The sequence below is a fragment of the Streptomyces sp. Tue6028 genome (assembly GCF_002300165.1).
Lineage (GTDB): Bacteria > Actinomycetota > Actinomycetes > Streptomycetales > Streptomycetaceae > Streptomyces > Streptomyces siamensis.
The window spans coordinates 352,867-376,369 of record NZ_MLCE01000019.1; the positions used below are offsets into that span (position 1 = coordinate 352,867).

General features: G+C 70.2%; 24 protein-coding genes. 14 read left to right on the forward strand and 10 right to left on the reverse strand.

What is annotated here, in order from left to right:
- Positions 1 to 73 precede the first annotated feature (73 nt).
- Genes pstC through pstB form a run of 3 tightly spaced genes read left to right on the forward strand, consistent with a single transcriptional unit; the run spans position 74 to position 2,961 of the window.
- Positions 74 to 1,081 carry a phosphate ABC transporter permease subunit PstC gene (gene pstC / locus BKI49_RS17650; RefSeq protein ID WP_095935231.1) on the forward strand — a complete coding sequence of 336 codons (1,008 nt, stop codon included), beginning with the start codon at positions 74 to 76 and terminating at the stop codon, positions 1,079 to 1,081.
- A complete protein-coding gene (gene pstA / locus BKI49_RS17655) occupies positions 1,078 to 2,136 on the forward strand; it encodes a phosphate ABC transporter permease PstA (RefSeq protein ID WP_095935232.1) in 1,059 nt (352 codons plus the stop codon). Before pstC ends, pstA begins: the two co-directional genes overlap by 4 nt.
- A gap of 48 nt (positions 2,137 to 2,184) precedes the next feature.
- Positions 2,185 to 2,961, forward strand: coding sequence for a phosphate ABC transporter ATP-binding protein PstB (pstB, locus tag BKI49_RS17660; RefSeq protein ID WP_095935233.1), 777 nt, complete (start codon positions 2,185 to 2,187; stop codon positions 2,959 to 2,961).
- A gap of 450 nt (positions 2,962 to 3,411) precedes the next feature.
- Here the strand turns inward: pstB and BKI49_RS17665 are convergent, their stop codons facing one another.
- Complete coding sequence (locus BKI49_RS17665; RefSeq protein ID WP_095935234.1) at positions 3,412 to 4,410, reverse strand: inorganic phosphate transporter; 999 nt, start codon at positions 4,408 to 4,410, stop codon at positions 3,412 to 3,414.
- A gap of 6 nt (positions 4,411 to 4,416) precedes the next feature.
- On the reverse strand, positions 4,417 to 5,037 hold the full coding sequence (locus BKI49_RS17670; protein ID WP_037622416.1) for a DUF47 domain-containing protein: 621 nt from the start codon (positions 5,035 to 5,037) through the stop codon (positions 4,417 to 4,419).
- Between the two features lie 202 nt (positions 5,038 to 5,239).
- Between BKI49_RS17670 and BKI49_RS17675 the strand changes: the two genes are divergently transcribed.
- Positions 5,240 to 5,626, forward strand: coding sequence for a metal-sensitive transcriptional regulator (locus BKI49_RS17675; protein WP_095935235.1), 387 nt, complete (start codon positions 5,240 to 5,242; stop codon positions 5,624 to 5,626).
- 76 nt (positions 5,627 to 5,702) lie between these two features.
- Here the strand turns inward: BKI49_RS17675 and BKI49_RS17680 are convergent, their stop codons facing one another.
- Positions 5,703 to 5,891, reverse strand: a complete 189-nt coding sequence (locus BKI49_RS17680; RefSeq protein WP_095935236.1) for a hypothetical protein — start codon at positions 5,889 to 5,891, stop codon at positions 5,703 to 5,705.
- A gap of 94 nt (positions 5,892 to 5,985) precedes the next feature.
- The gene (locus BKI49_RS17685; RefSeq protein ID WP_095935237.1) at positions 5,986 to 6,825 is read right to left on the reverse strand and encodes an SCO4651 family lipoprotein; all 840 of its coding nucleotides are present in this window, start codon (positions 6,823 to 6,825) and stop codon (positions 5,986 to 5,988) included.
- A 119-nt stretch (positions 6,826 to 6,944) separates the two neighbouring features.
- Here BKI49_RS17685 and BKI49_RS17690 point away from each other — a divergent pair, with 119 nt between their 5' ends.
- Together BKI49_RS17690 and BKI49_RS17695 are read left to right on the forward strand one after the other, a co-directional pair.
- Positions 6,945 to 7,127: a hypothetical protein gene (locus BKI49_RS17690; RefSeq protein WP_095935238.1), complete on the forward strand. Its 183-nt coding sequence runs from the start codon at positions 6,945 to 6,947 to the stop codon at positions 7,125 to 7,127.
- Between the two features lie 77 nt (positions 7,128 to 7,204).
- The gene (locus tag BKI49_RS17695) at positions 7,205 to 8,773 is read left to right on the forward strand and encodes an FAD-binding oxidoreductase (protein WP_095935239.1); all 1,569 of its coding nucleotides are present in this window, start codon (positions 7,205 to 7,207) and stop codon (positions 8,771 to 8,773) included.
- Positions 8,774 to 8,846: 73 nt separating this feature from the next.
- Here BKI49_RS17695 and BKI49_RS17700 read toward each other — a convergent pair whose 3' ends face one another.
- Together BKI49_RS17700 and BKI49_RS17705 are read right to left on the reverse strand one after the other, a co-directional pair.
- A complete protein-coding gene (locus BKI49_RS17700; RefSeq protein WP_095935240.1) occupies positions 8,847 to 9,548 on the reverse strand; it encodes a phosphatase PAP2 family protein in 702 nt (233 codons plus the stop codon).
- A 216-nt stretch (positions 9,549 to 9,764) separates the two neighbouring features.
- On the reverse strand, positions 9,765 to 10,772 hold the full coding sequence (locus tag BKI49_RS17705; RefSeq protein ID WP_306453556.1) for a C40 family peptidase: 1,008 nt from the start codon (positions 10,770 to 10,772) through the stop codon (positions 9,765 to 9,767).
- 388 nt (positions 10,773 to 11,160) lie between these two features.
- Here BKI49_RS17705 and BKI49_RS17710 point away from each other — a divergent pair, with 388 nt between their 5' ends.
- Positions 11,161 to 11,511: a hypothetical protein gene (locus BKI49_RS17710; protein WP_179332482.1), complete on the forward strand. Its 351-nt coding sequence runs from the start codon at positions 11,161 to 11,163 to the stop codon at positions 11,509 to 11,511.
- On the opposite strand, the gene BKI49_RS17715 is transcribed toward BKI49_RS17710, so the two are convergent.
- Both BKI49_RS17715 and BKI49_RS17720 read right to left on the reverse strand, forming a co-directional pair.
- Positions 11,508 to 12,281 carry a trypsin-like serine peptidase gene (locus BKI49_RS17715; protein ID WP_095935241.1) on the reverse strand — a complete coding sequence of 258 codons (774 nt, stop codon included), beginning with the start codon at positions 12,279 to 12,281 and terminating at the stop codon, positions 11,508 to 11,510. The genes BKI49_RS17710 and BKI49_RS17715 overlap by 4 nt on opposite strands.
- A gap of 198 nt (positions 12,282 to 12,479) precedes the next feature.
- Positions 12,480 to 13,121: an SRPBCC family protein gene (locus BKI49_RS17720; protein ID WP_095935242.1), complete on the reverse strand. Its 642-nt coding sequence runs from the start codon at positions 13,119 to 13,121 to the stop codon at positions 12,480 to 12,482.
- Positions 13,122 to 13,718: 597 nt separating this feature from the next.
- Between BKI49_RS17720 and BKI49_RS17725 the strand changes: the two genes are divergently transcribed.
- The 6 genes from BKI49_RS17725 to BKI49_RS17750 all read left to right on the forward strand — a co-directional run bounded on the left by BKI49_RS17725 (position 13,719) and on the right by BKI49_RS17750 (position 21,026).
- A complete protein-coding gene (locus BKI49_RS17725; RefSeq protein WP_028804304.1) occupies positions 13,719 to 14,027 on the forward strand; it encodes a hypothetical protein in 309 nt (102 codons plus the stop codon).
- Between the two features lie 198 nt (positions 14,028 to 14,225).
- On the forward strand, positions 14,226 to 15,077 hold the full coding sequence (locus BKI49_RS17730) for a DUF8175 domain-containg protein (RefSeq protein ID WP_095935243.1): 852 nt from the start codon (positions 14,226 to 14,228) through the stop codon (positions 15,075 to 15,077).
- Entirely contained in the window at positions 15,067 to 16,398 is a 1,332-nt protein-coding gene (locus BKI49_RS17735) for a hypothetical protein (protein ID WP_095935244.1), read from the forward strand. Before BKI49_RS17730 ends, BKI49_RS17735 begins: the two co-directional genes overlap by 11 nt.
- Before the next feature lie 14 nt (positions 16,399 to 16,412).
- Positions 16,413 to 17,954 carry an SCO6880 family protein gene (locus BKI49_RS17740; RefSeq protein WP_095935245.1) on the forward strand — a complete coding sequence of 514 codons (1,542 nt, stop codon included), beginning with the start codon at positions 16,413 to 16,415 and terminating at the stop codon, positions 17,952 to 17,954.
- 14 nt (positions 17,955 to 17,968) lie between these two features.
- Positions 17,969 to 19,393: an ATP-binding protein gene (locus BKI49_RS17745; RefSeq protein WP_028804300.1), complete on the forward strand. Its 1,425-nt coding sequence runs from the start codon at positions 17,969 to 17,971 to the stop codon at positions 19,391 to 19,393.
- 1 nt (position 19,394) lies between these two features.
- On the forward strand, positions 19,395 to 21,026 hold the full coding sequence (locus tag BKI49_RS17750) for a type IV secretory system conjugative DNA transfer family protein (RefSeq protein ID WP_095935246.1): 1,632 nt from the start codon (positions 19,395 to 19,397) through the stop codon (positions 21,024 to 21,026).
- 90 nt (positions 21,027 to 21,116) lie between these two features.
- Here the strand turns inward: BKI49_RS17750 and BKI49_RS17755 are convergent, their stop codons facing one another.
- Both BKI49_RS17755 and BKI49_RS17760 read right to left on the reverse strand, forming a co-directional pair.
- Positions 21,117 to 21,500 (reverse strand): SH3 domain-containing protein, encoded by a 384-nt coding sequence (locus BKI49_RS17755; RefSeq protein WP_095935247.1) that lies wholly within the window; start codon positions 21,498 to 21,500, stop codon positions 21,117 to 21,119.
- A 132-nt stretch (positions 21,501 to 21,632) separates the two neighbouring features.
- Complete coding sequence (locus tag BKI49_RS17760) at positions 21,633 to 22,184, reverse strand: GNAT family N-acetyltransferase (protein WP_095935248.1); 552 nt, start codon at positions 22,182 to 22,184, stop codon at positions 21,633 to 21,635.
- 160 nt (positions 22,185 to 22,344) lie between these two features.
- On the opposite strand from BKI49_RS17760, the gene BKI49_RS17765 reads away from it, so the two are divergent.
- Complete coding sequence (locus BKI49_RS17765; RefSeq protein WP_095935249.1) at positions 22,345 to 23,106, forward strand: CDP-alcohol phosphatidyltransferase family protein; 762 nt, start codon at positions 22,345 to 22,347, stop codon at positions 23,104 to 23,106.
- Positions 23,107 to 23,503: the final 397 nt, after the last annotated feature.

The window sequence follows — 23,503 nt, forward strand, 5'->3', positions numbered from 1 at the left end:
CCGAGGCGGGCCGCACCGTCCGGTGCACCGCCGCCTGGAGCCGCCATCCGGCTCCGCAGACCGGAGACTCACGATGGACATATCGACTCAGAACACCGAAGCGCCTCCCCCCACCCCACCGCGTTCCACCGCCGTGCACAAGCGCACGGCCCGTGGCGCCACCCGCCCCGGAGACCGGATCTTCCTCGGCCTCTCCCGCGGGTCCGGCATCCTCCTCCTGGTGATCATGGCCGCCATCGCGGTCTTCCTCACCTACCGCGCCGCCCTCGCGATCAGCAAGGACGACGCGAACTTCCTCACCGCTTTCGAGTGGAACACCAACCTCGAGCCGCCGACCTTCGGCATCGCGGTCCTGGCCTTCGGCACGGTGGTCTCCGCGATCATCGCCATGGCCCTCGCGGTCCCGGTCGCCGTCGGCATCGCGCTGTTCATCACGCACTACGCGCCCCGCAGGCTCGGCGGCCCCATCGCGTACGTGATCGACCTGCTCGCCGCCGTCCCGTCCATCGTGTACGGCCTCTGGGGCGCCATCGTCCTCGTGCCGCACATGACCGGCCTGTTCGGCTGGCTCGACCACTACTTCGGCTGGACCGGCATCTTCGAGTGGCAGGGCGGAGCGCCCCGCTCGATGCTCACCGTCGGCATCCTGCTCGCGATCATGATCCTTCCGATCATCACCAACGTGAGCCGCGAGGTCTTCCGCCAGGCGCCGCAGATGCACCAGGAGGCCGCGCTGGCCCTCGGTGCCACGCGCTGGGAAGTCATCCGCATGTCGGTGCTGCCCTTCGGCCGCTCCGGTGTGATCTCCGCGTCGATGCTCGGCCTCGGCCGCGCGCTCGGCGAGACGATGGCCGTCGCCACCGTGCTCTCCCCGACCTTCGACATCAGCGCCAGCCTGCTCGACCCGGGCGGCGGCACGTTCGCGCAGAACATCGCGAGCAAGTTCAACGAGGCCACCACGTTCGGCCAGGACGCCCTGATCGCCTCGGGTCTCGTCCTGTTCGTCATCACTCTGCTGGTCAACGGCGCGGCGCGCATGATCATCAACCGCCGCAAGGAGTACTCGGGGGCCAACGCATGAGCACCGCACCCCTCACCGACAAGCGCCCCAGCACGCTGCGCGGCGCCAGCCTCCCGAAGTGGTCCCCGTGGGCCATCGCCGCGGGATCCGTCGCCCTCGCCGTGGGCATCGGCCTGGCCGCGGCGCTCGACAGCAAGGTCCAGTGGGGCCTGATCGCCGCGCTCCTGTTCGTCTTCGGCACGTACGGCATCGCCGCGCGCGTCGAGGGCCGCCGTCAGGCCAAGGACCGCGTCGCCACCAGCCTGGTCTGGGTCTGCTTCATCGTCGCCGTCGTCCCGCTGGCCTCCCTGATCTGGGAGACCGTCAAGCGCGGTGTGAAGGCCTTCGACCTCTACTTCCTGAGCCACTCCATGGGTGTGGTGGCCGACAACGAGCCCGGTGGCGGTATCTACCACGCCCTCCTCGGCACCCTGGAGCAGGTGGGCATCGCGACCCTGATCTCCGTGCCGATCGGTGTGCTCACCGCGATCTACCTCGTCGAGTACGGACGGGGCAAGCTCGCCCGCGCCGTCACCTTCTTCGTCGACGTCATGACGGGTGTCCCGTCGATCGTCGCCGGTCTGTTCATCCTCAGCTTCTGGATCCTGATCCTGGACATGGGCTACTCCGGCTTCGCCGGCGCGCTCGCCCTGTCGATCCTGATGATGCCCGTGGTGGTCCGCTCCACCGAGGAGATGCTCAAGCTCGTTCCGAACGAGCTGCGCGAGGCCTCCCTCGCGCTGGGCGTCCCGAAGTGGCGCACGATCATCAAGGTGGTTCTGCCGACGTCCATCGGCGGTATCACCACGGGCGTGATGCTCGCCGTCGCACGTATCACCGGTGAGACGGCTCCCGTGCTGCTGTTGGTGTGGGGTACGAACTTCATCAACAACAACCCGTTCTCGGGCCCGCAGGCCTCGCTTCCGCTGTACATCTACCGGCAGTACAGCGCCGGGACCGAAGTGGCCTACGACCGGGCCTGGGCAGCGGCACTCGCGCTCATCGCCTTCGTCATGATCCTCAACCTGGCGGCGCGTGGCATCGCGCGCTGGAAGGCACCCAAGACGGGCCGCTGACGCGGCCGATCAGCGACCCGAAACCTTGCGAAAGAAGCAGTGATAGACATGGCCAAGCGCATCGACGTGAGCGGGCTCACCGCCTACTACGGCGCCCACCGGGCGATCGAAGACATCTCCATGACGGTCGAGCCCCGCTCCGTGACGGCCTTCATCGGCCCCTCCGGCTGCGGCAAGTCGACCTTCCTGCGCACCCTGAACCGCATGCACGAGGTCACCCCCGGTGGCCGCGTCGAGGGCAAGGTGCTCCTGGACGACGAGGACCTGTACGGCACGGGAGTCGACCCGGTCGCCGTGCGCCGCACCATCGGCATGGTCTTCCAGCGCCCCAACCCCTTCCCCACGATGTCGATCTTCGACAACGTCGCGGCGGGCCTGCGCCTGAACGGCTCCTACAAGAAGTCCGAGCTGAACGACGTCGTCGAGAAGTCCCTCAAGGGCGCCAACCTCTGGAACGAGGTCAAGGACCGCCTGAACAAGCCCGGCTCGGGCCTGTCCGGTGGTCAGCAGCAGCGTCTGTGCATCGCGCGGGCGATCGCCGTGGAGCCCCAGGTCCTCCTCATGGACGAGCCCTGCTCGGCCCTCGACCCCATCTCCACCCTCGCCATCGAGGACCTGATCGGGGAGCTCAAGGAGCGCTTCACGATCGTCATCGTGACGCACAACATGCAGCAGGCCGCCCGCGTGTCCGACCGCACCGCGTTCTTCAACCTGTCCGCGGTCGGCCAGCCCGGCCGCCTCATAGAGATCGACGACACGGAGCGCATCTTCTCCAACCCGTCGGTCCAGGCCACGGAGGACTACATCTCGGGCCGCTTCGGCTGACCGGCCCGTCCTCCCCGAGAACCCTCGCGGTGCTGCATGGCGGTGCCACCGCGAGGAAGAAGAAGGGCCCGCCCCCTGGCTCCCGGGGGGCGGGCCCGATTCTTTTCCTTACCCGAACAGCCGGCTACGGCCCTTCCGGAACGAGGGGGGCTTCACCGTCCGGAACACGGGGGGGCTTCAGCCCGTCCGACGCTTGAGGACAAGGCCGTCCAGGCCGATGCATTTCAGCCCGTCCGACGCTTGAGGACAAGGCCGTCCAGGCCGATGCATTTCAGCCCGTCCGGCGCTTGAGGACAAGGCCGTCCAGGCCGATGCATTTCAGCCCGTCCGGCGCTTGAGGACAAGGCCGTCCAGGCCGATCCGGGGGTCCGGGGGCGGAGCCCCCGGGAACAAGGGACGGGCACGGGCGGAGGGGGCGAAAACCCTTCCCCCCACCCCGGGCGCCGAACCCTAGAGGAACGCCAGGTTCACGACCCAGAAGCTGGCGGCAGCCACCACCGCAGCGGCCGGCATGGTGATGAACCACCCGAGCACGATGTTCTTGGCGACCCCCCACCGCACGGCGTTCACCCGCTTCGTCGCCCCGACACCCATGATCGCGGAGGTGATGACATGCGTGGTCGAGATCGGCGCCTTGAACAGGAACGCGGTGACGAACATGATTGACGCCCCCGTCGTCTCCGCGGCGAACCCCTGCGGCGGATCGAGCTCGATGATCTTCCGCCCCAGCGTCCGCATGATGCGCCACCCACCCGCGTAGGTGCCGAGCGACAGCATCACCGCACAGGCGATCTTCACCCACACCGGGATCGGGTCGTCGGCGCCCTGCACGTCACCGATGACGAGGGCCATCACCACGATGCCCATCGTCTTCTGCGCGTCCTGGAGACCGTGCCCGAGCGCCATGCCGGCCGCCGACACGGTCTGGGCTATCCGGAACCCGCGCTTGGCCTTGTGCGGGTTGGCCCTGCGGAAGATCCACATGATCGCGCACATGACCAGGTAGCCGACGATCAGACCGACGATCGGCGACAGGAACATCGGGATGACGATCTTGTCGAGGACGCCGGACCAGAGAACGGTCGTACCCCCCGCGAGCGCCGCCCCCACGAGCCCGCCGAACAACGCGTGCGAGGAGGACGACGGAAGCCCGAAGTACCAGGTGATGAGGTTCCAGACGATCGCCCCGATGAGCGCGGCGAAGAGGATGCCCATCCCCTTGCCGCCCTCGGGCGTCTCGATCAGCCCCTTGCTGACGGTGTGCGCGACACCACTGCCGAGGAAGGCGCCCGCGAGGTTCATCACGGCGGCCATGGCGAGCGCGGCCCGCGGGGTCAGTGCCCGCGTGGACACCGACGTGGCGATGGCGTTCGCCGAGTCGTGGAAGCCGTTCGTGTACGTGAATCCGAGCGCGACACCGATGGTCACGATCAGCGCGAAGGTGTCCACGAAGCCTCAGGACTCCTTGACCGCGATGGTCTCCACGGTGTTCGCCACGTGTTCGAACGCGTCGGCCGCTTCCTCCAGCACGTCCACGATCTGCTTGAGCTTCAGCACCTCGATGGCGTCGTACTTGCCGTTGAAGAGGTGGGCGAGCAGCTTGCGGTGGATCTGGTCGGCCTGGTTCTCCAGACGATTGACCTCGATCCAGTACTCGGTGAGATTGTCCATGGTGCGCAGGTTCGGCATGGCCTCCGCGGTCAGCTCCGCGGCCCGGGCCAGCACCTCGATCTGCTGCTCGACGCCCTTGGGCAGTTCCTCGACGTTGTAGAGGACGACCAGGTCGACGGCCTCCTCCATGAAGTCCATGATGTCGTCGAGGGACGAGGCCAGGTTGTAGATGTCCTCGCGGTCGAACGGCGTGATGAAGGAGGAGTTCAGCTGGTGGAAGATCGCGTGCGTCGCGTCGTCACCGGCGTGTTCCGCTGCCCGCATACGCTCTGCGATCTCGGCCCGGGCGGAGGCGTCCGCCCCGAGCAGTTCCATCAGGAGTTTCGAGCCCGTGACGATGTTGTCCGCGGATGCGGAGAACATGTCGTAGAAGCTCGTCTCCCTGGGGGTCAGACGAAAGCGCACGTGGGGTCCTCGGGGTGCTTCGGTTCGGTCAGGCTGATGCTAGGCGCATCATCCGGCCACGGCTAATGGGCCGTCCCCCAGTGTCGCCCATCGGGCACAGTGATCAGCACAGGGTCCGGTTCCGGCTTCGGGCAAGGGCTCCATACCCAGCAAAGTTCGATACCATATACCCACCAGGGGTATCAGTTGGCGGGAGGACGCGATGACGACCACAGAGGCCGGCGCGACGGCACCCTCCGGCGAGACCGAGGCCGTCGAGGGACCTGCCGGAGGGACTCCGGAGGTCGTGACGGATCACGACCGCGGGATCCACGGCTACCACAAGCAGAAGGACGAGCACCTCAAGCGTCTGCGCCGTATCGAAGGCCAGATCAGGGGCCTGCAGCGCATGGTCGACGAGGACGTCTACTGCATCGACATACTCACCCAGGTGTCGGCCTCCACGAAGGCGCTGCAGTCCTTCGCGCTCCAGCTCCTGGAGGAGCACCTGCGCCACTGCGTCGCGGACGCGGCCCTCAAGGGCGGCGACGAGATCGACGCGAAGGTCGAGGAGGCGACCAAGGCGATCGGTCGGCTGCTGCGTACCTGACCCGGACCGGGCCGGCCGCCCAAGGGACACGGTTCCGGCCGTACCCGCATTCCGTTTCCGCGCGGCGGGAGGTGACCTACGCCTCCCGCGCGCCCCGTTCGCGGGCGCGTTCTTCGGCCACTTTCAGCACCTCGTCGATGCTCTCAAGACTGAGCCGGTCCTCGTGGGCGGCCGAGGCCGCGATGATCAGCTCCCCGCACAGCTCGATCTCGGCGAGGGCCACGTGGTCCTGAACTGCCGTACCGCCGACCGGAGCCACGTGCATCACCTCTTCCTGCCGTCACCGACTTCCTAGAGTAGGGAGCGGCCTACACACCGCGCATGGCACGGAAGGGCCATTTCCGGCCCGTCCCTGGAAGCTACTGTTCCGCGATCTTCCCGGCGAAAATGTCCCGCGGCCGCGGCAGCCGTACGTCGGCGCGCACCCCGAAGTCGTACAGCAGCGTCGTCGAGGCGACGGCCACCGTGCCCTTCTGGTGGCCGTTGACGAAGCTGAAGCGGTGGCGCACCTTGCGCAGCCGCCCCTGCTCGTCGAGGTAGGCGTCGAACGGCACCTCCGCGGTGGCGAACCCTTTCGCCGCCGCCTTCAAGGCGGACCGCTGCCCCTTCGAGGCGCCACTGGCGGCGACGTGCAGATCGGCGGTCCCGCGGTAGTGCCGCACCCGCGTCCCGGCCACCTCCGTCTCCCCCACCAAGGTCGCCGTCCGCGCCCCGCGCAGCAGTTCCGCCGCGGCGTACGGGTCGGTGGCGCCGCCCGTCACCAGGTTCCCGTCGGAGAGACCGGCCGTGTCCACGCGGACCCACTTGTCCACGGGCACCCCCGCGCCGCGGTTCTTCATGAACAGGGCTCCGGGCGCGAGCAGCTCGGTGATCGGCCGGTGTTCGGCCGTGCCGGCGGGGTCCTGCGGGAGCAGCACCTTGAGCTCGCCCTGCTGCTTCCTGAAGTCGTACACGCCCTGCCCGCGGATGGTGACCCGGGTCCCGCCGGTGGCCATCTCCATGGACGTACGGGCCTTGGCGCTGCCCGCGCGCTCCAGAGTGGCGGCGGCCCGGTGCAGCGCCTCGACGGAGCCGGTCCGGGCGTCGTCGGCGGCACCTCCGCCCGCGCATCCCGTGGCACACACGGCCAGTCCCGCCGTCACGGCCGCGACGACCAGCAGGCCCGTCCGCCCTTCCGTCTGAGCCACCTGCGCCACCATCGCCTTGCCGACCCCCAGCCGGTCGTCCTGGGCCCTCCCTGTCGTTCCGGTTAACGACGGGTAGGGGCGGCCGTCACGCGGCTCCCGTCCATTCACTTGCCTTGGGTAACGTTGTCGGCGTGGCGCAGCAGGACGACGACGGCCCTTTCCCCGAACACCGCACGACGACGGTCGAACAGGGCCGCTTCTGTGTGGCCCGGTGCACCTGCGGCTGGAGGGGCCCCGCACGCCGCGCGCGCAGTCTGGCCCGGACGGACGCGGAGATCCATTCCGAGGACGTGCTCGGCCGGGGCGCGCTGTAGCCGTTCTGCGACGTTCGCGCGTGGAACCCCGGGACCCGGTGACCCGTCTCGTTCCACGGAACCCACAGGAGGCGCACATGCAACGGCGTACGTTCATCGGCGGAGCCACCGCCGTACTCGCGGCGGCGGCGACGTCCGCGTGCGACGGCGGCGACAGCGGCGGCACCAAGGCGGCGGGCGCCTCCGAGAGCGCCGGTACCGGCACGTCGGTCCGCACGGCCACCACCAGCACCCGCGCGGCCGCGAACTGGACCGCCCTGTCCAGGGAGCTGGACGGTGCGCTGATCCGCCCCGGCGACCGCAGCTGGTCGGCCGCCCACCAGCTGTACAACACGCGCTTCGACGGGCTGAAGCCCGCGGCCGTCGCGTACGTCGCGCACGCGGACGACATCCGCACCACCATGGACTACGCCCGCGCGCACGGCATCAAGGTGTCGATCCGCAACGGCGGCCACTCGTACGCGGGCTGGTCCTCCGGCAACGGCCGCCTGATCGTCGACGTCTCCAAGCTGAACAAGATCCGGGCGTCGGGCAACGAGGCGGTGGTCGGCGCCGGTTCCAAGCTGATCGACGTCTATCGCGCGCTGGCCGCCAAGGGCGTCACCATTCCCGCGGGTTCCTGCCCCACCGTGGGCGTCTCCGGGCTGACCCTGGGCGGCGGCCACGGGGTGGTGTCCCGGGCGTACGGGCTGACCTGCGACAGTCTCACGCAGGCCACGCTGATCACCGCCGACGGCAAGCAGCTCACCGCGAACGCCACGGACCACAAGGACCTGTTCTGGGCCCTGCGCGGCGCCGGAAACGGCAACTTCGGCGTCGTCACCGAACTGCGCTTCAAGACCCACCCGGCCCCGCAGGGCGTCTCGGCCTACATGACCTGGCCGTGGGCCAAGGCCGCCGCCGTACTGAAGGCGTGGCAGGAGTGGGGTCCGGACCAGCCCGACGAGATCTGGTCGTCGTGCCACCTCGCGAACGCTGCGGGCGGCACCCCCACGGTGTCCGTGGCCGCGTTCTCGCTCGGCACCTACGGCGAACTCCAGAACGCCGTGGACCGGCTGGCCGACCGTATCGGTGCCCCGGCACGCACCGTCTCCCTCAAGAGGCGTTCGTACGAGGAGTCGATGGAGGTGTACGCGGGCTGCTCCTCCTTCCCGACGGACGCGCAGTGCCACCTGCCGGGGTCGACGCCGGGCCGCAGCCCGCAGGGCGCTCTCGGCCGTGAGACCTACGCGGCGCGTTCGGACTTCTTCGACCGTTCGATCCCGGCCGCCGGCATCCAGGCACTGCTGAACCAGATATCCGGCGTCCGCGGCGGCGCGGGCAGCATCGCGCTGACGGCGCTGGGCGGCGCCGTGAACCGGGTGTCGCCCACGGCCACCGCCTTCGTGCACCGCCGTTCACGGATGCTCGCGCAGTACATCGTCTCCTGGCGGGCCGGCACCTCCGGCACCACGGCGCAGTCCTGGCTGGGCACCGCGCACTCCGCCATGGGCCGGTACGCCTCCGGCGCCGCCTACCAGAACTACACGGACGCCACCCTCACCGACTGGCGCAAGGCGTACTACGGCGACGCGGCGACCCGGCTCACGGCCCTGAAGAAGCAGTACGACCCGCAGCACTTCTTCTCCTTCCCGCAGGCGCTCTGACCTGCGGGACGAAAAGAGGCGCGGGGCGGGAGAGGAACTCCGGCGCGGGCCTGTGCCCCCGCCGGGGACGCGGCTACGCGGCGAGGTCCCGTTCCTCGGACCGTTCCGTCCGCGATCCCGGGATCAGCGCGTCGTGCCCGGTGGGCGTCGTGCCCCGGGCACGGATCAGCAGGCCGGCGCGCGGGGAGCGTTCCACCGCCTTCATCACCGGGGTGAGCAGCGCCATGGCCAGGGGCGACAGCAGCAGGGCGACCGCGGTGCCGAGGGCGAAGCCTCCGACGACGTCCGTCGGGTAGTGCACGCCCATGTAGACCCGGCAGAAACCTTCGAGCAGGGCGAGCCCGATCCCCAGGAGCCCGAACCTGCGGTTCGCGACGAACAGGGCGACGCCCATCGCCATGGTGAGCGTGGCGTGGTCGCTGACGAAGGAGTAGTCGGTCTTGCCGGTGACGAGGACGTCCAGGCCCTGGTGGTCGACGAAGGGTCTGGGCCGCTCGACGAAACCTCGTATCGGCACGTTCACCAGGACGGCGATGCCCGCCGCGAGCGGTGCCCACACGAGGGCCGCCACGGAGGACGCGGCGGAGTCGTCGCCGCGGCGCCGCACGGTCCACCAGCACCACAGCACGAGCAGGACCATGCCGAGCAGCAGTCCGTACTCGCCGACGAACTCCATGATCCGGTCGAACCAGTGGGGCGCGTCCTTGGCCAGGCCATTGATGTCGTAGAGCAGGTCGACGTCGGGGTTCGAACCGGATTCGGCGAGTCCAGCCATGGTGCTGCGGCCCCTTCGTCGTCTTTCCCGCGAGCACGCCCTTTCGCGCGCCCGCTCGATCCACCCCCGTGGTCGTAGAAACCGCCGGAACCCGTACCCGACCCGGCGCTACGTCAAAAGGAACGCACAGTCCCCTCTACTACGTTCCACCCTCCACGGAATGATCACGCAGACGTTATCGAAGAGAGACACATCGCCGCAGCTCAGGGGGTGGGTTCATACAGTAGTCGGCAATGCTTTCGCGCCATCTTCGGTCACTCGGGTCGCGCCGAAGTAATCGGGGGTGTCGACGGGGTCGAAGCGGATCACGGCCCCCGGACGAGGCGCGTCGATCATGTATCCGCCGCCCACGTAGATACCCACGTGGCGGATGGCCCGGGAGTCGGTGGGGTCGTCCGAGAAGAAGACCAGATCGCCGGGGAGCAGCTCCGAGCGCCGGGGGTGCGGACCCGCGTTGTACTGGTCGTTGGCGACCCGCGGGAGGGTGACGCCCACGCTCTCGTACGCGGCCTTGGTGAGCCCCGAGCAGTCGAAGCGTCCGCCCTGGTCAGACGTGCCGTTGCCGCCCCACAGATAGGGCGTGCCGAGCTTCTTCTGCGCGTAGGTGATGGCCGCCGCGGCCTGCTTGGAGGGGTCGACGCGGGTCACCGGCGCGGCGAAGCTCTTCGCCAGCGTGGTGATCGTCTTCACGTAGTTCCGGGTCTCCTTGTACGGCGGTACGCCGCCGTACTTGATGACCGCGTAGGCACCCGCGTTGTAGGCGGCGAGCATGTTCTCCGTGACGTTCCCCGGCGCGTCCTTCACGTACGAGGCGAGCTGGCAGTCGTACGAGGCCGCCGATGGAATCGCGTCATTCGGGTCCCATACGTCGCGGTCGCCGTCACCGTCGCCGTCGACTCCGTGCGTGGCCCAGGTCCCCGGAATGAATTGCGCTATCCCTTCCGCTTTCGCCGGACTCCTGGCATTCGGATTGAATCCGCTCTCCTGGTACAACTGGGCGGCCAGCAGTGCCGGGTTGATGGCGCCGCACAGGTTTCCCCACTTCTGCACGAGGGTCTGGTACGCGGCGGGCACGGAACCCTTGGCGAGGCCGACGGAGCCCCCGCCGATACCGTTGGCCAGATTGCCCGCGACCATGTAGACGCCGACGACGAGCAGCATCACGAAGCTGAGCGCGGCCCCGACGGCAGCGGTCGCTACGATCCATGCCTTACGCACCGTCAACCGCCCCTCGTCGCCCAGGAGTCCGCCGACGTCAGTGTAGAGGCGGGCACCGTGCGGCGGGACGATCACACACGAGGAGAAACCGCACGTGGCGACCCCGCCTCCGCACCCGAACGCGCCCCAGGGCAACCCCGCTGACCCGCAAGGCGGTTACGCGCCAAACGGTGCGCCGGCACCTGGCCGGAACGCGTACGCGCAGGGCCCGTACGCCCAGAACGCGGCCTACGCCGCACCGGGCGCCGCACAGGCCCCGCACCCCCCGCACGGACAGAACCCGTTCGCCCCGCACGGACAGAACCCGTTCGCCCCCGCGGGCGGCTACGACCCGGCGGTCGCCCCGCCCCTCACCCCCGGCTGCCGCATATGTGCCGCGCAGCCGGCCGGCGACATGACCGTCCGCCAGCACACGGGGCTGCTCGTCGCGATGCGGTTCTCCAAGATGGAGGGCCCGTTCTGCCGCTCCTGCGCCACCGCGATCCACCGGGAGATGACGACCAAGACCCTGGCGGGCGGCTGGTGGAGCCCGGTGTCCCTGGCGCTGTTCACCCCGCTCACCCTGCTGTGGAACCTCTACGTCCGGACGCGGATCCGCAAGCTGCCGCACCCGACGACGCCCTCGCCGACCGGTGTGGTCATGGACCAGGGCAAGCCGGTCCTCCAGCGCCCGCTGGCCTACGTCGTCCTGCTCCTGCCCTCGCTCTGGCTCGCCGCGTACGTCTTCAACGAGATGTCGGGCTAGGACGGTTCGCCGGACCGGCCCGGCGCGGCCGCCGCGCGGTAGAGCGCCGCGGCCTCGCTCCGCAGGACGACACTGAACGACACGTCGTCGGTGTCCCCGCCCTGCTGGTGGCCGCCGATGACACCGACGACCTCGCCGTCACCGTTCACCCAGGGGCTGCCGCTGGTCCCGCCCGCGAAGCCGGGGCAGGCGATGCGCTGCTGGGCGCGGCCGCGGGCGATCGGCTTGTCGGTGCAGGTGAGGGGCGCGTCGAGGGCGCCGGGGTAGCCGGTGACGGTGACGGCCGTCGCCCCGGTGGCGCGGCCCGCCGCGAAGGCGTTGCCGCCCACGACGTCCTCGATCCCCTTGCCGCCCTTGTCGGCCACGACGGCGAAGGCGACGTCGCTGTCCTCGTCCTGCCCGCTCCTCCAGCCGTCGCCGAGGTACGTCTTCCGCACGTTCCACAGCCCGTACGGCGCCCTGCCGTCCCGGTAGCCCGGCGCGAACACCGGCTTTGCGCCGCCGCCGAGGCAGTGCGCGGCGGTGACGATCAGGTCGCGCGCCGCGCTGCGCACCACGGACGCCGTGCAGAAGTGCCGTCCGCCCGGCCCCCCGCTGAAGAGCACCCCCACCCGCGCGCTCTGCGGGGTCGCCGCGGCCCGCACGGTCACGCCGAACGGCCCGGGCCCGTCGTCGGCCGCCGCCAGGGACGAGGAGGTCGCCGCCAGCAGCACGAAGGAGCCCAGCAGCGCGTACCGGCGGGGTGCGGCGAGACCTGCGATGCGCTTCATCGCACCCCACCTTGCCCGAGACGGAGGGGGAAAGCCCCGGGTCCGCGCCGGGAATCGTCCGGGGAACCGCGAGAGGTCCGCACGCCGTGCGCCGGGAGTCCGTCCGTGGGCGAGCGCGGGGCCGGGCGGCCCCGCTCCACGTCGATCCCACCGGACTGCGCGGCCCCGTCCCCGCCTCCCTCCGCGCCGGGGCCGCCCTCACTCCGGCGCGGTCCCCCCGTAGGCGGCGGTGGTGCGGTCCGCCGCCGCACGGGCGGCGGCCTCGTCCTCGCCGGCGGCCACGTTCGCCTCGTACCAGCTCTCGCTGCTCTCCCTCACGAAGCGGCGGCCCTCCTCGGACGCGAGCCAGGCCGTGCCCTCCTTCGGGTCCAGGGCGCCGCCGGGAGCGCCGAGGTGGCGGGCCAGGCCCATGATGCCGAGGTCCCAGCCGACGCCGACGGCACCGGGGCCGTATTCCGCCCAGCGTTCGTCGTCGACGTGGGCGATGTGCTGGAGCACGAACCGGGTGCCGCCCTCCGGCTCCTCGGCCAGCAGGACCTCGATCCAGCTGACCTCATCGCCGAACTCCCAGGTCGCGGCGAAGCTCAGGGGCGGTTCGCACCGCTCGACGACTCCGCCCGCGTTCCCCTCCAGCTGGTACCTGCCGCCGAGCCGGAGTTCGCCCGTGACGGGCAGGAACCACCGTGGGATGCGCTCGGCGTTGGTGCAGGCGTCCCAGACGTCCTCGACGGTGGCGCCGTAGGTCTGGCCCACCGTCACCACCCGTGCGGCGCGCCCCTGGTACTCACGTGCGCCGACCTGTCGCCGCACGGCGTCGATCTGTTGGGTGACGTCGAACATGGGGCGCTCCTCGCAACCGATCCGTCACCGCCGCCGGGACTTTTCCCGGGACGGACTCCCGCCTCCTGCGCCCCTACCCGCCCCGGGGCCGGGAGCCAGCACCCAGACCCCCATTCGGCCCCATGGCCCGCTCCCGCGGGCTTCGCCCCGGCCCGTTCCTCAGCGCGGCGCGGCGGGGGTTAGCCTGTGCCTCGTCCGGGGCCGTCGGCCGGCGTCCACCTCCCGCAGACACGGCGACCCGGGGAACATCGGCTCGACGACCCGTCAGAAACGGGCGGCGCGCGCGGCGTACGTACGGGAAGGGCGGAGCGTGCGCTTCGTAGAAGGGGTTAACGACGGAACCACACGACAGGTTCCGCATCGACTTCATTGCCCGGCGTGACCTGCCGTGATACACAGAGTGACCATACGACCCTTCGTATACCGTCCCGCACCCCCGTGAGGGGCTCGCGCGGGGCGGCGGCAAGGTATTCGTACGAAACCCGCCAATCAATGACGCCAAGTCGACATACGACGGCACCATTGTCGGCGAGAATGGGCCCGACCTCTGCGCAGTGGCAGGGGGTGCAGAACTACCCACTAGGGGCGGTGACTTACATGCTTTTCGCAGCCGACAAGGGCGACATCACCACAATCATCGGCGGGATCGCTCCGGACTGGGGCCCCTTCGGCAGCCTCGGCAACGAGGCGAAGGTGATGATCGAGGTCGTGATGGCGGTCGCCATCCTGCTCTGCCTCGGCATCGCGATCTGGGGCGCGGCCAAGCAGCGCATCGGCGCCACCGCTCTCCGCGACACCTTCAGCGCCGAACAGGGCAAGGGCCTCATCATCGCGGGCCTCACCGGAGTCTTCATCATCGGATCGCTCGGCACGCTCTTCACCATCGTGTACGGCATGGCCGTGTAAGGGGTGCGGGACACCCCTGAGCCATGCCCGGCCGGGCGCGCCCGGACCCCCCTCCCCTCCGACCCACCCGTCCGTCGTGCCCACCGGCTGAGGTTGCGTTTCCCTGATGTCGAGTCACCACACCGCGCCCGCGCGGGAACCAGCACGGCTACCGTCGTACTACTTGGTTCAGCGAGAGGTTGAGGGGGCGTACGCGACATGAGTCCCGGTGACGAACCCGGCTACGGCGACACCTCGCACGGCGAGGACCGGGGGTACGGCGGCTCCGGCCAGACCCGTACCCGGCTCCCCGACCGCACGGGAGACGTCTACGGCGGGGCGCGGCGCGGCCGCGGGTCCTCCTCCCGGAGCCTGGTCACGGTCGTCGGCGTCGTCGTGCTGCTCATCGCCGCGATCGCCTTCGCGAACCGCGGCGGGGACGACTCCCCCTCCGGGAACGGCGACGGCGACAAGGCCAGAACGTCCCCCACGGCGGCCTCCGGCGACCGCCCGGTGGACACGCAGACCTCCGGCATCCCCTCGGGCTACGCGCACAACGCCCAGGGGGCGCAGAGCGCTGCGGCGAACTACGCGGTGGCGCTGGGCTCGACCGACATGTTCAAGACCGACAGCCGGCACGGCATCGTCAACACCATCTACACATCGACTGCCTCCGCCCAGCTCCAGGGCCCCATGGACCAGGCGTACTCGGCGGACTTCCTGAGCAGGATGGGGCTCGACGCGAAGGGCAACCCGCCTGCCGGGAGCACGTTCGTCTCCCGCACGGTCCCCGTCGGCACCACGGTGCACCAGTACAGCGACACCGGCGCCAAGGTCTCGGTCTGGTACATGGGGCTGATCGGCATGTCCGGTCAGACATCGACCGATCCGGTCAGTTCGACCTGGAAGACGTGGACCTTCGAGCTCCACTGGGACAACGGCGACTGGAAGATCGTGACCGACTCCCAGAAGGACGGGCCCGCGCCGGTCCCCGGTGACGACAAGGCGGCCACGTCGGACGAGATCACCAAGGCCGTCGAGGAGTACGGAGGGTTCACGTATGCCCGGTAGCCGAAGCCGCATCCTCAAACTCAGCGCTGTCATCGCCGTCGTACAGGGCGCGGCTGTGCTGATGGCCACCCGTGCCTTCGCGGCACCGACCCCGAGTCCGTCACCGTCGAAAGATCCCTGCAGCCTGCTGATCGGTCCCGCCAAGCAGTACTGCAAGAGCGACAAGGGCAGCGGAGGTTCAGGGAGCACCACCGACCCCGGTGGTCTCGGCGGCACACTCGACCCCCTCTCCTCCCTGGCCAAGGGCTGCGCCGACGCCGCCGCGTGGACCATCGACAAGCTCTCCGCCGCGGTCAACGACACGGCGAACGTCGACTTCACGAACCCCAAGTTCCTCCAGCAGTACGCCGTCGTCTTCGCGGCGTCGACGATCCTCACCCTGCTGCTGTGGCTGCTGGCCGTGGCGAAGAGGGCGGTGCGAGGTGTCCCCCTCACCACCGCGCTGTCGGAGGCGATCGGGTTCCTGTGGCTGACGGTGCTGGCGAGCGCCTTCACCCCGCTGATCCTCTACACGGTCGTGTCGGCCACCGACGGGGTCACGGACGTCCTCGCCAAGACGACCGGCAACCAGACGGACACGTTCTTCGGGACGTTCTCCGGCGCCCTGGACAAGGGCGAGAACATCGGCGGCGGGCCCATCATGCTCATCGTCGTGTCGCTGGTGTCGATCCTCGCCGCCGGCGTGCTGTGGCTGGAGCTCGTCATCAGGGCCGCCCTCCTCTACGTGGGCGCCCTGCTCGGCACCGTCGTCTACGCGGGCCTCGTCGACAAGAACCTGTGGGGCCACGTCCGCCGCTGGGCGGGCATCATGATCGCGGTGATCCTGGTGAAGCCGGTGATCGTGATCGTCCTGGGTCTCGCGGGCGCCCTGTCCACCGACAGCGGCCCGGACGCCTTCTCCGCCGTGGTCTCCGGCCTCGCCATCATCCTGCTCGCCATCTTCGCCAGCGCGATGATCTACCGCTTCGTCCCCGGCTTCGGCGACGAGATCGCGAACTCCCGCAGCAACCGCATCATGCAGGGCGCCGAGGGCAAGGCCGCGGCCGTCATCAGCTCGCCCGCGACCCTGGTCGCGCAGGGCATCAAGACCCACAGCGCCCGCGCCGACAACAACGGCGGAGGCAGCGGCGGAAGCCAGCAGCCCCGCCCCTCCAATCCCGCGTCCGGCGGTGTGGCCGCGCACAGCACGCGCACCTCGAACGGAGGCGGCGGATCTGTCCCCTCCGCCGCACCCCCACCGCGCAGCAGCCCGGTGAACACCCCGCACGCGAGCAACAGCCGCAACAGCAGTACCAACCGCACGGGAGGTGAAGGGCGTTGACGACCGAGTCCCACATGTCCCATCCGGTCACGCCCCGCCGTACATATCTGATCGGCCGTGCCCGGCCGAACGCGATCGTCGGCCGGAACCGCGAGTCCGGCGAGATCGCGCTGATCATCGCGGGCGCGTTCCTCGGCATGATGTGCGGCCTGCTCGTCCCCGTACTGTCCTTGCGGATCGTGCTGCTGATGGGCTTCCCGCTGCTGGCGCTCGCGGCCGTGTACGTCCCGTACAAGCGCCGCACGTTCTACAAGTGGTTCGAGATCAACCGCAGTTACAAGCGCACCCTGCGCCAGGGCACCACGTACCGCAGCAATGTGATGGAGGCGGGCACGGCGCTCGACGGGCGTGAGGTCGAGATCGGGCCGCCGCCCGGCATCGGGCGGATCTCCTGGCTCGCCGCGCCCTTCGGACCCGACGAGATCGCCGTGCTGCTGCACGCCGACCGGCGCACGGTGACCGCGGCCATCGAGATCGAGGGGCCGGGCGTCGGCCTGCGCGACAGCGAGGACCAGGAGGCCCTCGTCGACCGTTTCGGCACGCTCCTCAAGCATGTGGCGAACGGCGACGGCTTCGTCACCCGCCTCCAGATGCTCGCCCGCACCCTCCCGGCCGACCCGGACGCGCACGCCAAGGACGTCGCCGTACGCGGTGACGAGCGCGCCCCCGGCTGGCTCCAGCAGTCGTACGACCAGCTCCAGTCCATGGTGTCCACCAGCAGCGAGCAGCACCGGGCGTACCTCGTCGCGTGCATGCACTACTCGCGTGAACTGGCCGCCGAGGCACAGGCGATGGCACGCGCGGCCCGCCCGCAGAGCGGCCGGAAGCTGGACCGGGACGCGGGGCTCGCGGTCGTCATGGCACGCGAGCTGACCGACATCTGCTCGCGTCTGCAGGAGGCCGACATCCGGGTGCGGCAGCCGCTCGGTCAGGGGCGGCTCGCCTCCCTGGTGCACTCGATGTACGACCCCGACCACCCCATCGACCACATCCAGGCGATGACGAAGCGCAACGCCTGGCCGGCCGAGCTGGACGCCATGGAGCCCACCTACCTCCAGGCGAAGACCCGCGAGTCCTCGACCCGCGCGCCCTGGTGCCACTCCACGGCCTGGGTGAAGGAATGGCCCATGACGCCGGTCGGCGTCAACTTCCTCGCCCCGCTCCTCGTGCACACCCCGGACGTCATCCGCACGGTCGCCGTCACCATGGACCTCGAACCCACCGAGGTCGCCATCGAGCGGATGCTGACCGAGAAGACGAACGACGAGGCCGAGGCCAGCCGCGCCGCCAAGATGAACCGGACCGTGGACCCGCGTGACATCGCCTCGCACAACCGCCTCGACCAGCGCGGCGAGGACCTCGCGAGCGGCGCCGCGGGCGTGAACCTGGTCGGTTACATCACCGTCTCCGCCCGCTCCCCCGAGGCCCTCGCCCGCGACAAGCGCACCATCCGCGCCTCCGCCGGCAAGTCGTACCTGAAGCTGGAGTGGTGCGACCGCGAGCACCACCGCGCCTTCGTCAACACGCTTCCGTTCGCCACCGGAATCCGCAGGTAGGGGCTGATGTTCTGATGCGGGATCCGCTCTCCGTCCTCACCGACGCCTTCACGTCCTTCCTCTTCGGCAAAGTCGAGACGACCCGTCTGCCCGTGCGCACGTCCACGGGCCAGGCCCAGGCGGTCTACCTGCCGACCGCGGCACCCGGCCTCGGCGACTCCGGCGTCATCATCGGCCGCGAGGTGTACTCCGGGAAGGGCTACATCTACGACCCCTTCCAGCTGTACGGGCAGCAGCTGCCGGCGCCGCACTGGCTCGTCCTCGGCGAGTCCGGCAACGGCAAGTCCGCGCTGGAGAAGACGTACGTCCTGCGGCAGTTGAGGTTCCGCGACCGGCAGGTCGTGGTCCTGGACGCGCAGGGCGAGGACGGGGTCGGCGAGTGGAACCTCATCGCCGAGGAGCTGGGAATAACTCCCATCCGCCTCGACCCCACGGCGGCCCTGGACCACGGCATCCGCCTCAACCCGCTCGACCCGGCGATCACCACGACCGGCCAGCTCGCGCTGCTCCGGACGATCATCGAGGTCGCGATGGGCCACGGCCTCGACGAGCGGTCCGGCTTCGCCCTGAAGGTCGCGCACGCCTATGTGAACGAGACCATCGTCGAGCGCCAGCCGGTGCTGACCGACATCGTCGAGCAGCTGCGCCATCCCGAGCCGGAGTCCGCCGAGGCGATGAACGTCGCCATAGACGACGTACGGGCCTGGGGCCTGGACGTCGCCCTGGTCCTGGACCGTCTGGTCGACGGTGACCTGAGGGGCATGTTCGACGGCCCCACGACGGTCGGCATCGACCTCGACGCGCCCCTCATCGTCTTCGACCTGTCGCACATCGACCGGAACTCCATCGCCATGCCGATCCTGATGGCGATCGTCGGCGTGTGGCTGGAGCACACCTGGATCCGGCCGGACCGCAAGAAGCGCATCTTCCTGGTGGAGGAGGCGTGGCACATCATCAACAGCCCCTTCGTGGCCCAGCTGTTCCAGCGGCTGCTGAAGTTCGGCCGGCGACTGGGCCTGTCCTTCGTGGCGGTGGTGCACCACCTGTCCGACGTGGTCGACGGCGCGGCGGCGAAGGAGGCCGCGGCGATCCTGAAGATGGCGTCCACCAGGACGATCTACGCCCAGAAGGCGGACGAGGCACGGTCGACGGGCAGAGTCCTCGGCCTGCCCAGGTGGGCGGTCGAGATCATCCCGACACTCACGCCGGGCATCGCCGTCTGGGACGTCAACGGCAACGTCCAGGTGGTCAAGCACCTCATCACCGAGACCGAGCGCCCTCTCGTCTTCACGGACCGGGCGATGACCGAGTCCTCCGCCGACTTCCTCTCCGACGACGCGCTGCGCGCCGCCGAACTGGAGGCGGAGGAACGGGCGGCGGCCTTCGTGGAGCAGCATCTGGCCGATCTGGACGGCTCCTCCGAGTCCACGGTGGCGTGAGATGAGACAGGACCGGCACGACCACCGGCGCGAGGGCGAGGGCGGCATCCCCGACGGGCTGCTGATCGGGGTGCTGGCCTTCCTCCTCGGCATGACGCTGATGGTGTGGACGGCGACGGGGCTCGCGGGCCGGCTGGCGCGGGGCGCCTGGCCGGACGCGGTCACCTTCACCCGGACGCCACTGGCCATGCGGCATCTGATCGGCCGGCCGCACGACATCGCCGGCGCCTGGCCGGAGACCCCCGCCGGGCAGCTGTCCGGGTACGGGCTCTTCTGGGGTCTGTTCATCGGGCAGTTGATGGTCCTGCTCGTCCTGACCGTGTTCGTGATGGGCACGGTCGCGAGATGGCGTGCGGGCCGGGCCCGGCGCCGCGCCGAGGCGGCCTCGGGCGCCACGGAGGCGTCCTACGGCGCCGACAGGACGGCACCTGCGGGAAGTCTGGGCGAGGCCGTGGCGGGCCCGCACCGCGGCGGGACGGAGGCGGCCGACACGGCGACCGTTCCGCCCGCCGGAGTGGAGCGGGCGGTGTCGTCACCCGCTCCCTACCCGGCGGGCGGCGAGCACCTCGGCGGACCGGATGCGGCGCGCGCCGCGACCCCCCGGCCCATAGCGGACCCCCCGCCGACGGCATCGACGGCCACCGCCTCCGCCGCGGTCGTCGACCGTGCGGGCCGTGAACAACTGGGCGACTGGGAGAAGCCGCCCGCCACGGGCCCGCTGGTCCTGGCTCCCGCCGACTCCCGCCACCTCACCGCGACACAGGCCGTACGGGACGCCGAGGGCCCCGTGCTGGTCGTCACGTCGAATCCCCGGACCTGGTCGGAGACCAAGGACGCGCGAGCCAAGCTCGGCCCCGTCCTCCTCTACGACCCCACGCACCTGTGCGACACCCCGGCCCGCCTCCACTGGTCCCCCTCGACGGGCTGCGAGGACAAGGCGACCGCGGTGGCCAGAGCCGCCGCTCTCCTCGCTCCGGTGCGCCCCAGCGCCAAGATGGACCAGCCGATGGCCGACGTCGCCGAAACGCTCCTGCGGAGCTATCTGCACGCCGCCGCCGTGGAGGGCAAGGCCTTCCGCCACGTCCACCGCTGGGCCCAGGGCACCCAGGTGCAGGACGCGGTACGAGTCCTGCGCACCAACCCGAAGGCCGCGCCCGGCTCCGCCGGCGAACTGGAGGCCGCTCTCACCTCGCACCCCGAACGACGCGACATCGCCCAGGAGTTGACGTCCCGCGCGCTGGCCTCGCTGTTCACGGTCAACATCCGCGAATCCTGCACCGCGAACCGAAATGACAGCCTCGCCTTGGATTCCTTCGTCAACGAAGGGGGCACGCTTTATGTGGTCGGTGAACCCATCGAGGACCCCAAGGCGAAGCCCGGCGCGATGCCGCTCCTGACGGCCCTCGCCTCAAGCGTGGTCGAGCGCGGCCGGCGCATGGCCGAACGGTCATCCTCCGGTCGCCTCGACCCACCAATCACCCTCGTCCTGGACGACGTCGCGGCCGTGGCACCGCTCCCCCAGCTCCCGGAGCTGCTGACCGGCGGTGCCGACCGCGGCCTGCCGACGCTGGCCCTGCTCCGCTCCCGTGAGCAACTCCGCGCCCGCTGGCCGCGATACGACGGAGCCGTCTGATCCCGAAGTGATGCGATGCCGGGGACCAGCCCGGCGGCCCGCGTCCGACGGGCTCACCCCCGGCCCCGCACCACGACGGCCGGAAGGGCCTCAGCAGCCCAGCGAGGCGCCGTCGTCGTCGAGGTAGGCGCTGGCGAACCAGCCCTTCTGCCCGGTACCGGCGACCTCTCCGTACGTCCACAGCTTGTTGCCGTTGACCGCGGTGCCGATCTCGAAGCAGTAGTAGTTGATCTTCGTGCCCTTGGACACCTGCCCCAGCGCGGCGCACGAGGTGAACGGTCCGCTCCGGCGCGCGAGCGCGGACGCGGTCACCGTGCCCTGGCCCGGCTGCCGGTCCACACCGACCTGCCCGCAGGAGGCCGCGGACGCCGTCGGAGCGCTCACGACGAGCGCCGTACCCGCCATCACGGCGCTCGCGGCGAAGACACATGCCTTGCGCGACCCACGTCCGAGTGCGCCGAAGAGTTCTGCCATGGGGTCGGTCCCTCCCGATGTGTTGCCCGATCACTGATGTCGATCAGCAACGCTATGAAGATCCGCTCCGACCAGCCCCGGAATCCCGGCGATTGACGCAATGACGCCGGACCACGTCCCCCGCGCGAACCGCTACGGCCGCACGATGACGTACTCCAGCTCCAGCTCCCCCGGGGCGCCCGGCACCGGCGCGGTCCCCCCGGTCGGCACGAACCCCGCCTTGCGGTAGAACGCCTCGGCGCGGGCGTTCTTCTCGTGCACGAAGAGCCGCACCCGGTCGAGCCCGATCCCCCAGGACCACTCCAGGGCGGCGTCGAAGAGTGCTCCCGTCACCCCGGCCTCGCTCCCCCGGTGCTCCGGCCGCACGAACACCCCCACCAGATGCCCCTGGCTCCGCTCGACGGCCGTCCCGAACGGGTCCTGCGTCCCCGCCTCCTCGACCAGCACCGTCACGGAGCCGGCCCACACGCCGTCCTCGGCCTCGGCGACGATCTGCTGCCGCGCGGTCGTCCCCTCCGCGGCTCCGGCGGCCCGCTCCTGCCAGAAGGCGTCGGACTTCGTCGCCGCGTCCTCGTACGTCTCCAGGAACGCGAGGTGCGCCACCGGGTCCTGCAGGGCGGCGAGCCGCAGCTCCTTCACCAGGGCCCACTCGTCGGAACGTATGGAACGGATCATGTGACTCATGGGAGCCACGGTAGACCCCGCGTACGGCCTCCCCCCACCGGTTATCCACCCTGCCGCATCCCGCCGTACGGCCCCCCGTCATGCTCTTCCCTGTACGACGCAGCACTTCGGTGGACAGACACCGCACAACCAACTGCCAGCGCGCCAGGGAGAAAGCCGCATGCCCAAGGTCCAACTCGACGAACTCCGCCATGTGATCCACCCTCCGGGCAAGCTGGAGAGCCGGGCGGAGCACTGGGCCGGCCGCCTCTACATGAGGTCCCTCTCCCTCCGTGTGACCCGCCACCTGCTCGACACCCGCATCTCGCCGAACCAGATCACCGTGATCATGGTGGGGGCGGGCGTCCTGTCCGGAGTGGCCCTGGCCCTGCCGGGCCTCGGCGGCGCCGTCCTGTCCGTCGTCTTCATGCAGCTGTACCTGCTGCTCGACTGCGTGGACGGCGAAGTGGCCCGCTGGCGCAGCCAGTTCAGCCCGCTCGGTGTCTACCTGGACCGCCTCGGCGCGTATCTCGCCGACGCCGCCGTGATGGTCGGCATGGGCATCCGCGCCTCGGAGATGGGACTCGACCCCTACCTGGTGGCGGGCCTCGCCGCGGCCATCGGTGTACTGCTCCTGAAGTCCTCCTCCGACCTCGTCCACGTGGCCCGCTCCGACAGCGGCATGGAGAAGGCCACCGACCAGTCCGTCGTGCCACGCTCCACCGGTCTCGCCAGGGTTCGCCGGCTGGCCTCGGCCGTCGGTCTCCACCGGCTGGTCAACGGCATCGAGTGCACCCTGCTGCTACTCGTGACCGCGGTCGTCGACCTGGCGCTCGGCGATCTGACGGCGACGAAGATCGCGACCGTCGCCATCACGGCGATCGTGTGGCTGCTGGTCCCCGCGCACATCGTCTCGATCGTCGCGTCGTCCCGCCTGAAGTAGCGGGTAACGCCGGAGAACAGGAAGCGGGGGCGGCCTCATGACGAGGCCGCCCCCGCTTTCGTCGCTCTCGTTTCTCCGTCCCGGTACTCCTCTGCCGAGCCGGGGCGTCTGAGGCCGGACAGGCTCGAGTTGTGGTCGGCCCCGCGTCCAGGACCTGGCCCCGGGCCCGCCGCTCTCCCGGCCGATGAACTCGCGGCCGGCAGCCCTGCCCTCGGCGGTTGTTCGGCGGCCTCACCGGGGCGCCCGCGGCCGGTACGAACTGCCGGAAGCCGATCCCGACCAGGCAGGGGCCGCTCCTGAGCCGGCCGAGCCTGACGCGCTCATGACTGCCCAGAGAACGCGAAAAAGCCCCAATTCCTGGGCTGTACCCAAGAATTGAGGCTTCTTCTCAAAATTT

Bases quoted from the DNA above. Each gene is read 5' to 3' on its own strand.
- pstC (WP_095935231.1), top strand. From the start codon at position 74: ATGGACATATCGACTCAGAACACCGAAGCGCCTCCCCCCACCCCACCG.
- pstA (WP_095935232.1), top strand. From the start codon at position 1,078: ATGAGCACCGCACCCCTCACCGACAAGCGCCCCAGCACGCTGCGCGGC.
- pstB (WP_095935233.1), top strand. From the start codon at position 2,185: ATGGCCAAGCGCATCGACGTGAGCGGGCTCACCGCCTACTACGGCGCC.
- BKI49_RS17675 (WP_095935235.1), top strand. From the start codon at position 5,240: ATGACGACCACAGAGGCCGGCGCGACGGCACCCTCCGGCGAGACCGAG.
- BKI49_RS17680 (WP_095935236.1), bottom strand. From the start codon at position 5,891: ATGCACGTGGCTCCGGTCGGCGGTACGGCAGTTCAGGACCACGTGGCC.
- BKI49_RS17685 (WP_095935237.1), bottom strand. From the start codon at position 6,825: ATGGTGGCGCAGGTGGCTCAGACGGAAGGGCGGACGGGCCTGCTGGTC.
- BKI49_RS17695 (WP_095935239.1), top strand. From the start codon at position 7,205: ATGCAACGGCGTACGTTCATCGGCGGAGCCACCGCCGTACTCGCGGCG.
- BKI49_RS17700 (WP_095935240.1), bottom strand. From the start codon at position 9,548: ATGGCTGGACTCGCCGAATCCGGTTCGAACCCCGACGTCGACCTGCTC.
- BKI49_RS17710 (WP_179332482.1), top strand. From the start codon at position 11,161: ATGACCGTCCGCCAGCACACGGGGCTGCTCGTCGCGATGCGGTTCTCC.
- BKI49_RS17715 (WP_095935241.1), bottom strand. From the start codon at position 12,281: ATGAAGCGCATCGCAGGTCTCGCCGCACCCCGCCGGTACGCGCTGCTG.
- BKI49_RS17720 (WP_095935242.1), bottom strand. From the start codon at position 13,121: ATGTTCGACGTCACCCAACAGATCGACGCCGTGCGGCGACAGGTCGGC.
- BKI49_RS17725 (WP_028804304.1), top strand. From the start codon at position 13,719: ATGCTTTTCGCAGCCGACAAGGGCGACATCACCACAATCATCGGCGGG.
- BKI49_RS17730 (WP_095935243.1), top strand. From the start codon at position 14,226: ATGAGTCCCGGTGACGAACCCGGCTACGGCGACACCTCGCACGGCGAG.
- BKI49_RS17735 (WP_095935244.1), top strand. From the start codon at position 15,067: ATGCCCGGTAGCCGAAGCCGCATCCTCAAACTCAGCGCTGTCATCGCC.
- BKI49_RS17740 (WP_095935245.1), top strand. From the start codon at position 16,413: ATGTCCCATCCGGTCACGCCCCGCCGTACATATCTGATCGGCCGTGCC.
- BKI49_RS17745 (WP_028804300.1), top strand. From the start codon at position 17,969: ATGCGGGATCCGCTCTCCGTCCTCACCGACGCCTTCACGTCCTTCCTC.
- BKI49_RS17750 (WP_095935246.1), top strand. From the start codon at position 19,395: ATGAGACAGGACCGGCACGACCACCGGCGCGAGGGCGAGGGCGGCATC.
- BKI49_RS17755 (WP_095935247.1), bottom strand. From the start codon at position 21,500: ATGGCAGAACTCTTCGGCGCACTCGGACGTGGGTCGCGCAAGGCATGT.
- BKI49_RS17760 (WP_095935248.1), bottom strand. From the start codon at position 22,184: ATGAGTCACATGATCCGTTCCATACGTTCCGACGAGTGGGCCCTGGTG.
- BKI49_RS17765 (WP_095935249.1), top strand. From the start codon at position 22,345: ATGCCCAAGGTCCAACTCGACGAACTCCGCCATGTGATCCACCCTCCG.